Here is a 14,338-nt window from a genome sequence, read left to right on the forward strand (position 1 = left end):
TCAATCCTCAAGAATGTGTTCTTTTAGACTTTTGAAAATTGCATTGAAAACTTCAACATCTTTGGTTGCAGGCAAATTTAGATTTATCGTGTAAGAAAGATTAATCCCTTTACCTTGCTGTACCGATGGCTGTTGCGGAAGATTTACAGTTATTGGATTTTGCTGATTGAGGCCAGACTCTTCTTTTACAGGCTCAATTATTTCGGGATCATTGTCACCCTCATCAAAATCTGCGTGCTTTCTAAGCATGTTAAACGTGCTTAAAGTATATTTAGTTGCCGCGTTGTCGTGTTCACTGCCGGTGCATTCAACTATCAATCCCAAAACATCCTGATCTGTTGCATCATGAATATATTCATTCATTTCGTACAGGCGAGCGTAGAGTTTTTTAAATGCCACACCCAACGCGACTCTAGACTTTGCTGGATTGCGAAATTCCTTGTAAGCGCTAGTCGGTGAGCCATCACCTGCCACAAACCCCATTTTTTTCAAGAGCGGGATGCAAGCATTGGCAGAGCCTCCTTTCATTGACAACTTTGTGCCCACGAAGTCCTGAGTAAAACGTTCAGGGGCTGGAGCAGCCTTAATTTTTTCTAGCATTTTCTCAAGAGTACCTACTGAGGTACTGTAAGGTAAATTGTCAGCCAAAATATTCTCCTTATATTATTCTTGGTGATTTCTGCCTAGTCTTCTAACACCTTTGTCATTGGCTTGATTGTAGTGGAGCCTTTTGCCATATAATTGCGCAGCAATAGCAAAAGGTGTAACGGAAATTAAGTCCTGTGCACAAACTTGCTATACGTTTTTTAAACGCCATTTTGCAGCTGCTAACTCATCTGGTGTAAATAATGTCTTGTATTTATCTTGTGACATAATTCCTTCAACTGTCAGCTCAGGCCGTCCCATTTTATTTAGTTCTTTAAACCCATATTGGAACTCACCAGAAACAACAAAGCTTTTAGCAACTTCAACTGGGTGACTTTCTGTTATCATTTTTTCAAATCTAGTCGGAGCGTAGCCCAGCTCATAACATTGCCTAACTGCAGATTTTATTTCTGATAAGAATTCATCTCTTAAGCTCATTTTCTATCCTTACGTATAACGCTCAAAGCAGCGGCGCGCGGTAGCGCGTCCAGCCCGCAGGGCGATGCTGCCTTTACTTGTTATGTTTAACGCCCATACTCGCGCATTAGGTCACCACACAATATATCTAAAGTTGCTCGGCTATTTCTTACATGCCTCCAAGCATCTTCATGCATCATATAACCCTCTTCTTCAGGCGGGACAGTACCTTTCTCCGCTGCCTTAATAATTTCCATATTCCAGATTTTATACTTATCTGGATCAAAATTTATTTCAGGAAAGTACAAGCCGCATATCATTTCGATTTTTGATAAAGAATCACCAATCTCGTCAACCAAATTCCGAGGAGGATTGAAATAGCCATGCTCTGACCTATATTCTTCCTTTTTTAAAGAGTAAAGGATATTTCTACAAGCCGATACATACTCAGAAGAAGCCACATACAGTTCTTCAATTTTGCTTATCAGGAGTTCTTTGCGAGCTCGCTTGGCTACAAACCACTGATTAAGTAATACAACCAAAATCGCCACCACTGCAGAAACCAAAATGGCCACCAGCCTTGCTTGGTCTGATTTTGATTCAAAGATTTCAAACAGCCAATGCAATTATTTACTCCTTAAAAACATAACGCTAGGGTAAATTGAAGACGCGCAGCGGCTTTCGATTTGACCCACTTGTTGTACGTTGTGAAGTAATAACAATTACTTCGCTTGGTCTTAATTTACCACGAAATCAGCGTGCCTGAGACCTGAAATTTACTGTAAGACCAACGCGGACAAAGAAAATACAGACTCACAAGCTAGACATTTACTGCGATCTAACGTGACCAAAGAAGAACGAACGGAAAGGTTTGTCGGAACTGAGGAAATTTAAAATTAGTAACCACGATTAGGAATTAACACTTTAGTTTACTGAAGCTTAAGCAACTAAGAATTGCGATTTTAGACGACAGAAAACAGTCAATTTAGAACCAAGAAAATACCACGAGAGACGTACAACGCTGGGGTAAATTGAAGACGCGCAGCGGCTTTCGATTTGACCCACTTGTTGTACGTTTGAAGTAATAACAACTACCTCGCCAAGCTTCAATTTACCGCGAAACTAACGGGCCTGAGAGTCAAAATTCACTGTAAACTAATGCAGACAAAGAAAATACAGGCTGAAAAGCTAGAAGTTTACCGCAATTTAACGTGACCAAAGAAGAACAAACATAGAGATTTTTCGGAACTGGGGGAAATTTAAAATCAGTAACCACGATTAGGGACTAACACTTTAGTTTACCAAAGTTTACGCAACCAAGAATTGCGATTTTAGACGACAAAATACAGCTAAATTAAAACCAAGAAAATACAACCAGAGACGTACAACAGTTTAATAGACGTCATAACGACGTATTCTCTCCAATTTACCGTCACAGTGACATTTATCTCGCGGAATTTTTCAACGCTATCGTTTAACTTTTGTTACGTCAACTGTATAACTTTTTTGGCGTGCAATTCATTTTTTACTCTAAAAAGGAGCGAGGCATATCATCTAAATGCCATGATCAGTTAGCATCATGATTTTTATTATATTTCTATTTTTTAGATAACTACGCTCTGGTAAATTTATTTTACTGACTAACATTTCTGATTTACAGGTAATTGCGTTTTTTCGTTTACGCGCGCAACAGGTTGGCTTCAGTAATTTTAAATGCGTTGTGATTTCCGGCATGCTGATGTCGTAACAGGTGATGATTCTTTGACTGTTCTTTCTTTACCCTACGCATTAGAAAGAATTTTCCGCACGAAATTTTGCCAGTTTTAATACAGGCCAATGAAACCTGATTAACGCTTCTGTCAATAAAGATACTCCCGCAAAAAAATGACCCGACCAAAGAAGACCACGCACCAATCAAATCTGCAAGCTCACTCAAATCAAATAATTCATAGAATGGATTCAAAGTAGAATCAGAGTCATCAACGCTGGGCTTTATTTTTAAACTACAATTTCTGTCTTTCCTGTCGTCTATCTTTTTCGTACAATTTTTACAGCATTTTTCTAACACGGTTTACGATGTTAGAAATTACCCTCGTCGCTTTTGATGTCTTTCCAAATCTTCTTGTCGTTTGCGTTCGGATTTTTTCAGCATGACATAAGTCGCACCGGTACCACCGTGGTGTTTTTGGGCGGAATGAAAGGCTTGTACTTCGGGCAGTTGTGGCAACCAGTGGGCAACGCAGCTTTTTAATATCGGTGGTTGGGCGCGGCCTTCGCCTTTGCCGTGGGTGATGAGTGCGCAGCGTACTTCGTGCTGAATGCAGTCTTGAATAAATTGGTACACGGCGCGACGGGCGGATTCGACTTGATAGCGATGTAAATCGAGCCGTGCTTCGATGTTGTATTTGCCCAAACGCAGGTTTCGATAAACGCCATTTTGAATGCCGGGGCGTTTGAAATCTAAGATGTCCATTGGCCCAACTAACTCGATATGTTCTTCGCCCCCAGTTAAGCCACTGCGCTCTTGAATTTCTTCGGCTACGGCGGCTTTACGGCGCGCTTCCACGTTGGTGGTGTTGAGGGATTTATTCAGCTGAACTTTGTTGTTGGGTTTGGTGTTGCGTTTTACTCCCGACATGGCTTCTTGAAAGGCTTCGAAATCGGTACCTGAATCGGATGATTCTCTGTTATTCGACGGCGGTTGATTTGACCGATTGTTGGACATAATTCCTCCCAAACTGTAACGCTGTAAAACTGGACGGCTCTATTTTAGGTTTATGTGTTCAATTTCGGAATAGGTAGATTCGACGAATAGTTTTATTGACCAGAATTGGCTCAGGAGATTTCATCGTCAATGAATCTCTTTTTGGTGGGCATAGAGGACAGGCATAAAAAAAGGCCCGCATAAGCGAGCCTTTCAAAACTAAACAAATAGATCTCTAGAAAATAGAAGGTCTTATTTGTTGAGACGCGTGTCGATAAGGTTATCCACAACACTTGGATCAGCCAAGGTTGAAGTATCACCCAACGCATCGATTTCATTTGCCGCTACTTTACGCAAGATACGACGCATGATTTTACCAGAGCGAGTCTTAGGTAGACCTGGCGCCCATTGGATAAGGTCTGGCTTAGCAATTGGACCAATCTCTTGGTTACACAATTTCACCAATTCTTTCTTAAGCTCGTCGCTTGGCTCAGCACCGTCAATCAAAGTAACATAACAGTATACGCCTTGACCTTTGATGTCGTGCGGGTAGCCGACAACCGCTGCTTCGGTCACTTTCTCGTGCAATACAAGCGCACTTTCGATTTCAGCGGTACCTAGACGGTGACCAGAAACGTTCAGTACGTCATCAACACGACCGGTGATCCAGTAGTAACCGTCTTCGTCGCGACGAGCTCCGTCACCAGTGAAGTAGTAACCTGGGTAGGTTGAGAAGTAGGTATCGACCAAACGCTTGTGATCGCCGTAAACGGTACGGATTTGGCTCGGCCAAGACGCTTTAATACACAAGCTACCTTCACCTGGGCCGTCCATTTCTTTGCCTTCTGCATCAAGCAATACTGGCTGTACGCCGAAGAATGGCTTGGTTGCAGAACCTGGTTTCAACGCAGTTGCACCTGGGAGAGGCGTCAACATGTGAGCACCGGTTTCGGTTTGCCACCAGGTATCAACGATTGGGCAACGCTCATCACCAACAACACGGAAGTACCATTCCCACGCTTCTGGGTTGATTGGCTCACCCACGGTACCCAAGATGCGCAAGCTTGCACGTGAACACTTGGTAACCGGCTCTTCACCAGAACCCATTAGGGCGCGAATTAAGGTAGGTGCTGTGTAGAAGCTAGCTACGTTGTACTTATCAACGATTTCCCAGCAGCGGCTGACGCTTGGGTAAGTTGGAACACCTTCGTACATAACGGAGGTTGCGCCGTTACACAATGGACCGTATACGATGTAGCTGTGGCCGGTAACCCAACCCACATCAGCGGTACACCAGTAAACTTCGCCTTCTTGATAATCGAATACAACTTTGTGGGTCATTGCTGCTTGCAGCAAGTAACCAGCGGTAGTGTGAAGTACGCCTTTTGGCTTACCAGTAGAACCTGAGGTGTAAAGAATGAATAGCGGATCTTCCGCACCCATTACTTCTGGCTCACACGTAGACGGCTGATCAGCAACACCTTCGCGGTAATCAATGTCACGACCTTCAACCATAGCGGTATCGGTATCGGTGTGTTTAACCACAATCACGGTGTGTGTGTTCGGGCAGCTTTCTAGTGCCTTATCGACGTTAACTTTTAACGGTACACGTTTACCGCCGCGTAACCCTTCGTTAGCGGTGATAACCACTTGGCAATCACTGTCTTGAATACGGTCTTTTAAAGCGTCTGGTGAGAAACCACCGAATACGATTGAGTGAACAGCACCAATACGCGCACACGCAAGCATGGCGTAAGAGGCTTCAAGAATCATTGGTAGGTAGATACAAACACGATCACCTTTTTTAACGCCTTTGGCGCGAAGTAGGTTTGCAAGCTTACAAACTTCTTCGTGCACTTCTGCGTAGGTAACTTGTTTGCTGCTATCTGGGGAATCACCTTCCCAGAAGAACGCAACTTGGTCAGCGCGCTCTGGTAAGTGACGATCAAGACAGTTGTAAGATACGTTTAACGTAGCGCCTTCAAACCAGCTTGCTTTGCCTTCGTGGAAGTCAAATTCACATACGGTATCCCACTTGCTGTAGAAAGTAAGGTACTTATCAGCTTGTTCGGCCCAAAAACCATCAGGGTCTTCAACGGAGCGCTGGTAGTCTTTCTCGTAGGTATCCGCATCAATGTGGGCTTTTTCCGCAATGCTGGGAAATACTGGCCTAGTCGTCGATTCAGTCATGATTTTAACTCCAGGATTTGATAGTTGTTATAAGTTAATACTGCCGAGCGCTATATGCGTAATTCACTTAAATACTTAAGAAATATCAATTCAGCTAATTTACACAGGCTTCACAGCTTTAGCTGTAAGACTTTAGTCACGTCCTGTTACTAATCCGAGCGCTTTTTGCACAATGAATTTTAAAAATTTTTGTACAAATTTATTTTCAGCAAATGATGACCGAAATACGGAAGGACTTGATGATGGGAATAGAGAAGTGGGAACTGTGCGGGTTTGAGACAATTCATCAAACCCTTTTGCACAGCGATTGCGATTAAGCAACCTGAACAGGAATGGTGTTGGTGCTGCGCTCTACCTCATTGGTGTCTGTGAGATAGACAAGCTTCGGCTTGAAATTGTCAGCTTCGGCTTCGGTCATTTGCGCGTAAGCACCGATGATTACACGGTCACCTACCTGTACCTTTCTCGCCGCAGCGCCATTCATTGAGATTGTTTTTGAGCCTGGTTCAGCAAGAATCACATAAGTCGTGAAACGCTCGCCATTATTTACGTTGTAGATATCGATCTGTTCGAACTCACGCAGCCCAGCTAACTTAACTAGATCGGCATCGATTGCGCAAGAACCGTCATACCAAAGCTCAGCCTGAGTTACACAGGCCATGTGCAGCTTGCCTTTAAGCAAGGTTACATTCATTACCTTTCACCTCTTGTTCGGCAACTAACTGCCAGTGTTGTCTTCAAAGGGCGTAACTTTACTTTTTTTGGCCACTCAATGTAAATGATAGGTTATCAATTAACCTAGCGCTTGCGGTATACATCGCTCCTAAAATGGTTATTTCGTTGTCATCATTAGCGGCGGGCTCCAGGGTTTTACTGTTACAAATGTTAAAGTAATCCGGTTTAAAGCCCGCTGCCTGAATCTTATCTTTCGCTTCTTGCTCCACGGCAAAGAAGTCTTTGTTGCCTTCTTCTATAGAAGTTTGTGCTTCTATTAGAGAGCGGTTAAGTACACTAACGTTGGGTCGCTCTTCCTCAGTGATAAAACTGTTGCGCGAACTCATCGCTAGGCCGTCGTCTTCGCGATAGATTTCGCCACCGACAATCTCTACCGGGATACACAGGTCTTCTACCATGCGGCGAATAATCGCCAATTGTTGGAAGTCTTTTTTACCGAAGACCGCCAAGTCTGGCTGGATTATGTTAAATAATTTCGAGACAACCGTGGTCACGCCTTCAAAATGCCCCGGTCGGCTAGCGCCACACAAGACGTCTGTCATGGTTGGCACAATGACACGAGTCTGTTCGGCCATACCATTGGGGTAAATTTCTTTTTCATCGGGATAAAACAAATAATCACACTGAACATCGCGCAATCGGTTGCTATCAGCTTCAAAGGTGCGGGGGTACTTATCCCAGTCTTCGTTCAACCCAAATTGAAGCGGGTTAACAAAAATACTGACCACCACAACATCACAGTATTGCTGTGCGATTTTAACCAGCTCTATGTGCGCATCGTGAAGGTTGCCCATAGTTGGTACGAATCCAACGCGTTTGTTTTGTAAACGCTGTTCTTTCAGTGCTGAACGAATGGATTCAACGTGATGAAATATCTGCATAAATCGATAAGGCTCCAAACAGTGCGATAAATAAAAATAGGTAGTCTATTCTAACCTAAGCGTAAAAAAACGACGCTATTCAAATCATTCATACTGTTGACAATACAGCCTAATCAAATTGCTGGTTACCGCGATATTGGAACCCCGACGGCTCAATGAATATACACAGGTCAATTATGGGTGTATACGAAGGAATTTCGGACTTTAGTTCGAGTTGGAATCCGCAATTAGTCTATTGATTTTTACTGACGATTGTTTCAGATACCCGCGCTGTAAAGATCCTAACAAGACCAGTTGCGCGCCTGCTCAAAACTTTTTTGCAACAAAGGCCATTGCAAAAGGTCGGTTTGATACTGGCCCGCTAAACCCGTTAATTTCACGCCATACTGATTCAGCCGATAGGCTAAAACCCCGTAAAACGCATCGAACATTCCCGGCTCTTGGGAGTAGAAAGGTCGCTTGGCGCGAAAGAAAATATCGGTAATACGATCAATCTCGCGATTCAATTCAGCGTTTTCTGCCACGGATTCAACCGCGGCAAAAGATAACGGCATCTGCCCGCGAACGTGGCTAAATCCTGAATGCAACTCGCAGCACAAGCTTCGAACCAAAGCCCGCTGTCTTGAGTCTTTTGGCAGCAGTGCGCCGTGGGAGATTTCATTGAAATATTCAGCGATAGCCAGGGAGTCGTGAATCAGGGTTTCGCCATCGATTAAGATGGGAACTAGCGCTGAGGGGGATTTTCCAGCAAGGCGTTGTTTATCGGATTCACTGGTTAAATCGATTACCTTGACATCAACGGGTATTTGCGCAATTTGCGCACAGAGCCACGCCCTTATTGACCAGGTTGACTCAGTCCCCACCCACAATTCCATAGTGCACCATGCCTTTCGTTTTTATTATCTAGAATGCGTTTGACGCTTAAATTCACTTTGCCAATTAATTTATGCGTCTGGAATCAATATTACAAGCGACATAAGGCCGCAACTGGGGAATTTAAGGGGTGAGCGGTTAAGGATTGATATTAAAAATCGGATGACGCGACATAATCGGCAGCGAGGTTTTCAAAGCGGGTAAACTTACCCACAAAAGCGGCCCGACAGGTACCAATTTCACCGTTACGCTGTTTACCAACAATCAGCTCCGCCATGCCTTTATCGGGGCTGTCTTCGTTGTAATATTCGTCGCGATAAATAAACAGGATAACGTCGGCATCCTGCTCGATGGCTCCAGATTCACGAAGGTCTGAGTTCATTGGTCGTTTGTTCGGTCGCTGTTCAACGCCACGGTTAAGCTGGGAAAGCGCAATAACGGGGCAATCAAACTCTTTCGCGATGGCCTTTAATGAGCGTGAAATCTCAGAAATTTCCTGGGTTCTGCCTTCACTCTTACCGGCGATTTGCATCAGCTGCAAATAATCGATCATGATCAAACCGGGATCGCCGTGCTCACGGGCGATACGACGAGTTCTGGCTCTGACTTCTTGAGGCGTTAATCCAGCGGTGTCATCGATGAACAATGGCTTGTCTTTAAGTTTTCCCATGGCCGCCGAAAGCTTGGGCCAATCCTCTTCGGTGAGCGCGCCGTTTCGAATTTTCGATTGATCGATACGGCCAACCGACGACAGCATCCTCATCATGAGCGCATTGGCCGGCATCTCAAGACTAAACACCAGCACGGGTTTGTTTTGGGTGAACAAACCGGCCTCAACAAAATTGAGCGCCAACGCGGTTTTACCCATGGAAGGACGCGCGGCGAGAATAATCATTTCCCCGTTTTGCCAACCCGACGTCCGGGAATCTAAATCTGAAAGACCTGTGGATAACCCGGTGATATCTTTTTCTGATCGAAACAATTCATCGATGCGTTCGACGGTTTCTTTCAGCAGCGAATTCATCTGCTGAAAACCGCCCTGCTTGGGTCGATCTTCTACAATTGCGGCGACGCGCTTTTCCGCCAATTGCAGAAGGTCATCCGCTCCAAGACCGGCGGGATTCATTCCGCTGCGACCGATTTCGCCGGCAGCGGAAATCAGCTTGCGCAATGTCGCTCGCTCAGAAATGATACGGCTGTAGGCAACAATGTTGGCGGGACCAGGAGTGTTGGTGGCCAACGCGGTGAGATACGCTAATCCGCCAACTTGCTCAAGCTGGCCATGGCTTTCCAGTTCTTCGGCCAGAGTAATGACATCCAATGGCATGTCACGCTCTTGCAGAACCAGCATAAGCTCATAAATACTGCGATGACTGGCCGAGTAGAAATCTTCTGACTGAACAATTTCAGCGACACTGTCGAAACGCTGATTATCGAGCATCAATGCACCCAACACCGCCTGCTCTGCTTCAATCGCTTGCGGCAGAGATTCCATCGCCTTCATGCCTGATGAAACGTCATCGTAGGCCGAATCGGGCGTGTCGTTGTAGGGGATTGGATCGGGCTCGGACATACGCAATTAAAGAGTGATTAAATTCCGGGGCTGTCGATTGCTGTAAGTGTGAATTATCTTAGTTCAACGCGCTCGTTTCAAAAGCATCAATGCAAAAATGCGTAATATCTACAGAAACAACAAGACTAGCAGACACTAACACTTACGGTGATCGACAAATCGTAACTTGAAGTATAAGCGCAAAGTAATCAATGAGGGAGCTTCATTCTCTGATGGAACTCAGAGAACAGACATACAAAAAGCGGATGACCTAGATCACCCGCTTTTCGAGCAGTAATAAATCAATCGTTTTACCGAGGTCGATTTAATTTACTGACTGAATTACTCAGCAATAACGGCAACGCGAACTACTTGAGTAACTTCGGTGTGTAGCTGAATGTCGATTTCGTATTCACCGACTTCACGCAACGCACCTTCAGGCAATTTAACTTCGGCTTTCGCTACTTCAACGCCAGCCGCAGTGATTGCTTCTGCGATGTCGCGAGTACCAATAGAACCGAACAATTTACCTTCATCACCTGCATTAGCAGCGATGGTTACAGCTTCAAGCTCAGCAAGCTTCTCAGCGCGAGCAGTTGCAGCAGAGGTTTTTTCTGCAGCAGCAGCTTCAAGTTCAGCGCGACGAGCTTCAAACTCAGCTAGGTTTTTTGCATTCGCTGGTAATGCTTTGCCTTGTGGGATCAAGTAGTTACGACCGAAACCTGCTTTCACAGATACCTTGTCGCCAATACCGCCAAGCTTACCAACTTTATCGAGCAGAATAACTTCCATCTCGTAATCCTCTTTGAATAGATTGCCTTAACTTATCGCTTAAGGCTTGGGCGCATACCGCCCGCGTAAATTTAAGAAACTATCGAGTACCGCAACGGTTGATATGAACGGTTTTAACGGTGGAATAATAATCAACACAGCGTAAAACATGACATACCAAGGCGTTTCTAAACCTTTTTGATTACCGTACCAATGTACGAGGGCAACACCTGAAATAAACAAGGGCATCATAAACAAACCTGCCCATGCTGCCGTTGAATCGCTGATCATGTAACAAGCCAGCATCGCTAATGTGCATGCCATAGCTATTGGTGGATGTAACACCAACGCTAAAAATTCTTTTTTAAATCCACCAGGATTATAAAGAATTGCTTGCCACCAACGCGCCAAGGCCAGTGTCAGCACCGAGGCAATGGCCGTAAACGATGCTAGTCCGCCCAGTATTTGCCAATAACTGCCAATACTTAAATCGACCTGGCTTACATCACCGCCATTTTCAGCAATATCCGTTTTAAATGATTCTAAAAACTCTTGTGTTGACGCTAGACTCACTTGAAGCTCGGCTTTTGCCATCACACCGGTTATCAGCATTGCCACAAGGCTGCTCACAACCACAGTGACCAACGTCAAACTCCAAGATTGGCTCCAGCGTAACATCAGTGCTGACAAGGTTACGGTCAGGAGATAACCAACCCCCAACATCCCTCGAAAAACACCGGTAAAGCCAAAAATCACCAACGTTAATACAGGCAATAGTGTTGCTAGAAACACCGGTAAACTGTACTTAGCGCCGTGGCGCAAGAAAAACAATGCAACCGCAGCCGGGCTAATTACAGGTATACCTATCACCGCAACAATTGCGGCTTGTGTGCGCCCTCGCATAATAAATTCAGCCAGTGAACGCACAATCAATACTCTTATTCGTGGCTGTCAGTGTATGGCAAAAGAGCCAAGTAACGCGCACGTTTGATAGCGGTCGACAACTGGCGCTGGTATTTAGCTTGAGTGCCAGTGATACGGCTTGGAACAATTTTGCCAGTCTCAGTGATGTAGGCTTTAAGAGTTTCCAAGTCTTTGTAATCGATTTGCTCTACACCTTCAGCGGTGAAGCGGCAAAATTTACGGCGTCGGAAAAAGCGTGCCATGATGTGACTCCTTATTCTGCTTCGCTGTTAGTGGTTTCGGTTGCTTGCTCAGAGCTTTCGTTGTTAGAAGCTTCTTGTGCTTCTTCACGAGCCTGACGCTCTTCGCGGCGTGCTTTACGCTCACGGCCTTCTTGCTCAGCCTTCATGATTGGAGACTCAGAAGTTACCGCTTCGTCGCAACGAACAACCATGTGACGCAATACAGCATCGTTATAGCGGAAGTTGGTAGTCAACTCATCCAAAATCTCTTTTGAACACTCAACATTCAAAAGAATGTAGTGTGCTTTGTGGATTTTGTTGATTGAGTAAGCAAGTTGGCGACGGCCCCAATCTTCTAAACGGTGAACTGCACCGCCAGATTCTTTGATGGACGCAGAGTAACGTTCCACCATTCCTGGTACCTGCTCGCTTTGGTCTGGGTGAACCAAAAAGATGATTTCGTAGTGACGCATGAATGCTCCTTACGGGTTACGCTTCCTGTTAATCAGTGAAGCAAGGAGTGCTAACCACGGTTACGCGGCTAGCGGTTAAGGGGCGCGGATTGTAGGAGATTTAGCCACTCGATGCAAGAGTCGAGCGAGTTTTCAAAATGGTGGAGAAACCCAGTTCTAAACGTGTGCTGTCAGTTTAGCACTTGCAGATCAACACAAAGTAATCCGCTCATAATTTGAGCGTATAAAACCGACTGTTGGGATCTTCTGTGTAAGAGCCAAACGGCGTGCATACTTCAAATCCAAAACGTTCATACAATCGATGAGCGGGTTTAAAGAAGTCCATTGAGCCTGTCTCTAAGCTCAATGTTGTGTAGTGGCGCAATTTGGCTTGAGCAATCAAAAATTCTAAGATTTTGGCACCCAATCCCTGGCCGCGCGCATTTGATTGAGTCCGCATTGATTTGATTTCACCGTGAGACTCACCCAACTCTTTAAGAGCGCCAAAACCCAACACACGGTCATCATTCCACAGGCTCCAGAATGTCACATCGCAGGCTTTGAGTCCGTCGAGATTCAACGCATGGCGACTTTCTGGCGGCGAGGTTTTTTCCATATCGAGCAAATGCTCGTTGAGCAATTGCTGAACATCTTTATTCTCTAAAGTGCCTAATCTAAATTCCATCACGTTAAAATTCCACTGCCCCGAAATTAGCTTGGTTCAGGTGATCTGTGTTAGACGACTTATGTTAGATGAACTATGTTAAGTAACCTACGCCAATTCACCTAAACCGAACCAATACATTCAACTTCAACCAATGCACCAAGTGCTAAACCATTCACCCCCATCGCACTGCGCGCCGGGTACGGAGCGGTAAAATACTCTTGGTAAACTTTATTAAACTCGCCCCACTGCGAGATATCGGAAAGCATGACGGTACACTTAACCAGATTTTTCATGGAATAACCGTTGGCTTCAAGCATGCTTCGGATATTGGTCATCACCTGATGAGACTGTTCTTTGATTCCGCCTTTTACAAGTTTGATAGAACCTGGTTCTACTGGAATCATACCCGATAAATACAGCGTGTCGTTTAATCGAACAATCTCAGAAAACGGCAAATTCTCTGGGTACACTGCGGGCTTCTCAACATAACTTACCTCAGCAGTTTGCGGATTGTGTTTTTCGTGTAATCCGACAATCGAAACTTTATTGTCAGCATCAACAAACGCAGTGAAGAACAACAAAAGCGCCAGCAACGCATTGTTTTTGTATTTATTTATAAAAGAGAAAAGCAAAGCACAACCCCCATATTTTTATAGTCATCGTTACTACTTTCTCAGCAGACAAATTTTTGAAAATCCACACGCAAGAACTAGCAGAATACATGCCTTAAAGACGAAAGCTTTTCGTCGTTCCGCAGGTTTTATCAACGATGAAAACAGCTGGGGGATTATTTTAGGAACTCAGGCTCCTATAAGTTTTCTGCCAGATTTCAAAATCAGAACGACCAAACAGATAAAAATAAATATCGAGATCAGCGTGTTCTTTTTGACAGCAGACATCAAGAGCAATTTTTGCAGCTGCCTCAATCGGGTATCCATAAACGCCACAAGAAATTGCCGGAAAGGCGATAGACGCGCACTGATTCTCTTTGGCAAGCGCTAAAGAATTTCGATAACAACGCGCCAATAAATCAGCGGGATTGGAAACCTGAGAATAAACTGGGCCAACGGTATGAATCACGTATTTTGCCGGTAGATTGCAGCCGTCGGTAATTTTCGCTTCACCGGTTGGACACCGCACACCGTTTTTATCGGGCAGCGCGCGACACAACGCTAATAACTCTGCACCGGCCGCTCGATGAATCGCGCCGTCAACACCACCGCCACCCAGCAAACTGTTCTTTGCGGCATTCACGATAGCATCTGCGTTTGCTTGGGTGATATCACCCTCGAATAAATGAATCATC

16 protein-coding genes are annotated in these 14,338 nt (G+C 44.9%); all 16 read right to left on the reverse strand.

What is annotated here, in order from left to right; genetic code table 11:
* The gene (locus LU361_RS03940; RefSeq protein ID WP_233087015.1) at positions 1-648 is read right to left on the reverse strand and encodes a DUF5343 domain-containing protein; all 648 of its coding nucleotides are present in this window, start codon (positions 646-648) and stop codon (positions 1-3) included.
* A 147-nt stretch (positions 649-795) separates the two neighbouring features.
* A complete protein-coding gene (locus tag LU361_RS03945; RefSeq protein WP_233087021.1) occupies positions 796-1,083 on the reverse strand; it encodes a hypothetical protein in 288 nt (95 codons plus the stop codon).
* 86 nt (positions 1,084-1,169) lie between these two features.
* Positions 1,170-1,688: a hypothetical protein gene (locus LU361_RS03950; RefSeq protein WP_233087022.1), complete on the reverse strand. Its 519-nt coding sequence runs from the start codon at positions 1,686-1,688 to the stop codon at positions 1,170-1,172.
* A gap of 1,460 nt (positions 1,689-3,148) precedes the next feature.
* Positions 3,149-3,787, reverse strand: a complete 639-nt coding sequence (gene smrA / locus LU361_RS03955) for a DNA endonuclease SmrA (protein WP_233087023.1) — start codon at positions 3,785-3,787, stop codon at positions 3,149-3,151.
* A 231-nt stretch (positions 3,788-4,018) separates the two neighbouring features.
* Positions 4,019-5,956: an acetate--CoA ligase gene (gene acs / locus LU361_RS03960; RefSeq protein WP_233087024.1), complete on the reverse strand. Its 1,938-nt coding sequence runs from the start codon at positions 5,954-5,956 to the stop codon at positions 4,019-4,021.
* 313 nt (positions 5,957-6,269) lie between these two features.
* Positions 6,270-6,650, reverse strand: a complete 381-nt coding sequence (gene panD / locus LU361_RS03965; RefSeq protein ID WP_233087026.1) for an aspartate 1-decarboxylase — start codon at positions 6,648-6,650, stop codon at positions 6,270-6,272.
* A gap of 58 nt (positions 6,651-6,708) precedes the next feature.
* The gene (gene panC / locus LU361_RS03970) at positions 6,709-7,572 is read right to left on the reverse strand and encodes a pantoate--beta-alanine ligase (RefSeq protein WP_233087031.1); all 864 of its coding nucleotides are present in this window, start codon (positions 7,570-7,572) and stop codon (positions 6,709-6,711) included.
* A gap of 281 nt (positions 7,573-7,853) precedes the next feature.
* Positions 7,854-8,447, reverse strand: a complete 594-nt coding sequence (locus tag LU361_RS03975; protein WP_233087032.1) for a glutathione S-transferase N-terminal domain-containing protein — start codon at positions 8,445-8,447, stop codon at positions 7,854-7,856.
* Positions 8,448-8,596: 149 nt separating this feature from the next.
* Positions 8,597-9,949 carry a replicative DNA helicase gene (gene dnaB / locus LU361_RS03980; RefSeq protein ID WP_233088196.1) on the reverse strand — a complete coding sequence of 451 codons (1,353 nt, stop codon included), beginning with the start codon at positions 9,947-9,949 and terminating at the stop codon, positions 8,597-8,599.
* A gap of 390 nt (positions 9,950-10,339) precedes the next feature.
* Complete coding sequence (rplI, locus tag LU361_RS03985) at positions 10,340-10,789, reverse strand: 50S ribosomal protein L9 (RefSeq protein WP_233087033.1); 450 nt, start codon at positions 10,787-10,789, stop codon at positions 10,340-10,342.
* Positions 10,790-10,828: 39 nt separating this feature from the next.
* Positions 10,829-11,695, reverse strand: a complete 867-nt coding sequence (locus LU361_RS03990) for a YybS family protein (RefSeq protein WP_233087034.1) — start codon at positions 11,693-11,695, stop codon at positions 10,829-10,831.
* 11 nt (positions 11,696-11,706) lie between these two features.
* Positions 11,707-11,934 (reverse strand): 30S ribosomal protein S18, encoded by a 228-nt coding sequence (gene rpsR / locus LU361_RS03995; RefSeq protein WP_233087035.1) that lies wholly within the window; start codon positions 11,932-11,934, stop codon positions 11,707-11,709.
* 11 nt (positions 11,935-11,945) lie between these two features.
* A complete protein-coding gene (gene rpsF, locus LU361_RS04000) occupies positions 11,946-12,386 on the reverse strand; it encodes a 30S ribosomal protein S6 (protein ID WP_233087037.1) in 441 nt (146 codons plus the stop codon).
* A gap of 208 nt (positions 12,387-12,594) precedes the next feature.
* Positions 12,595-13,050 carry a GNAT family N-acetyltransferase gene (locus tag LU361_RS04005; protein WP_233087038.1) on the reverse strand — a complete coding sequence of 152 codons (456 nt, stop codon included), beginning with the start codon at positions 13,048-13,050 and terminating at the stop codon, positions 12,595-12,597.
* Positions 13,051-13,151: 101 nt separating this feature from the next.
* Positions 13,152-13,664, reverse strand: a complete 513-nt coding sequence (locus LU361_RS04010; RefSeq protein WP_233087039.1) for a RidA family protein — start codon at positions 13,662-13,664, stop codon at positions 13,152-13,154.
* 160 nt (positions 13,665-13,824) lie between these two features.
* Positions 13,825-14,337 carry an O-acetyl-ADP-ribose deacetylase gene (locus tag LU361_RS04015; protein ID WP_233087043.1) on the reverse strand — a complete coding sequence of 171 codons (513 nt, stop codon included), beginning with the start codon at positions 14,335-14,337 and terminating at the stop codon, positions 13,825-13,827.
* Position 14,338 lies beyond the last annotated feature (1 nt).

This window comes from Sessilibacter corallicola, assembly GCF_021290925.1.
Lineage (GTDB): Bacteria > Pseudomonadota > Gammaproteobacteria > Pseudomonadales > Cellvibrionaceae > Sessilibacter > Sessilibacter corallicola.

Excerpts from the sequence above, each read along its gene's own strand:
- smrA (WP_233087023.1), bottom strand. The coding sequence starts at position 3,787 with ATGTCCAACAATCGGTCAAATCAACCGCCGTCGAATAACAGAGAATCA.
- LU361_RS04015 (WP_233087043.1), bottom strand. The coding sequence starts at position 14,337 with ATGATTCATTTATTCGAGGGTGATATCACCCAAGCAAACGCAGATGCT.
- panC (WP_233087031.1), bottom strand. The coding sequence starts at position 7,572 with ATGCAGATATTTCATCACGTTGAATCCATTCGTTCAGCACTGAAAGAA.
- panD (WP_233087026.1), bottom strand. The coding sequence starts at position 6,650 with ATGAATGTAACCTTGCTTAAAGGCAAGCTGCACATGGCCTGTGTAACT.
- rpsR (WP_233087035.1), bottom strand. The coding sequence starts at position 11,934 with ATGGCACGCTTTTTCCGACGCCGTAAATTTTGCCGCTTCACCGCTGAA.
- acs (WP_233087024.1), bottom strand. The coding sequence starts at position 5,956 with ATGACTGAATCGACGACTAGGCCAGTATTTCCCAGCATTGCGGAAAAA.
- LU361_RS04005 (WP_233087038.1), bottom strand. The coding sequence starts at position 13,050 with ATGGAATTTAGATTAGGCACTTTAGAGAATAAAGATGTTCAGCAATTG.
- rplI (WP_233087033.1), bottom strand. The coding sequence starts at position 10,789 with ATGGAAGTTATTCTGCTCGATAAAGTTGGTAAGCTTGGCGGTATTGGC.
- rpsF (WP_233087037.1), bottom strand. The coding sequence starts at position 12,386 with ATGCGTCACTACGAAATCATCTTTTTGGTTCACCCAGACCAAAGCGAG.
- LU361_RS03975 (WP_233087032.1), bottom strand. The coding sequence starts at position 8,447 with ATGGAATTGTGGGTGGGGACTGAGTCAACCTGGTCAATAAGGGCGTGG.
- LU361_RS03945 (WP_233087021.1), bottom strand. The coding sequence starts at position 1,083 with ATGAGCTTAAGAGATGAATTCTTATCAGAAATAAAATCTGCAGTTAGG.
- dnaB (WP_233088196.1), bottom strand. The coding sequence starts at position 9,949 with ATGAAGGCGATGGAATCTCTGCCGCAAGCGATTGAAGCAGAGCAGGCG.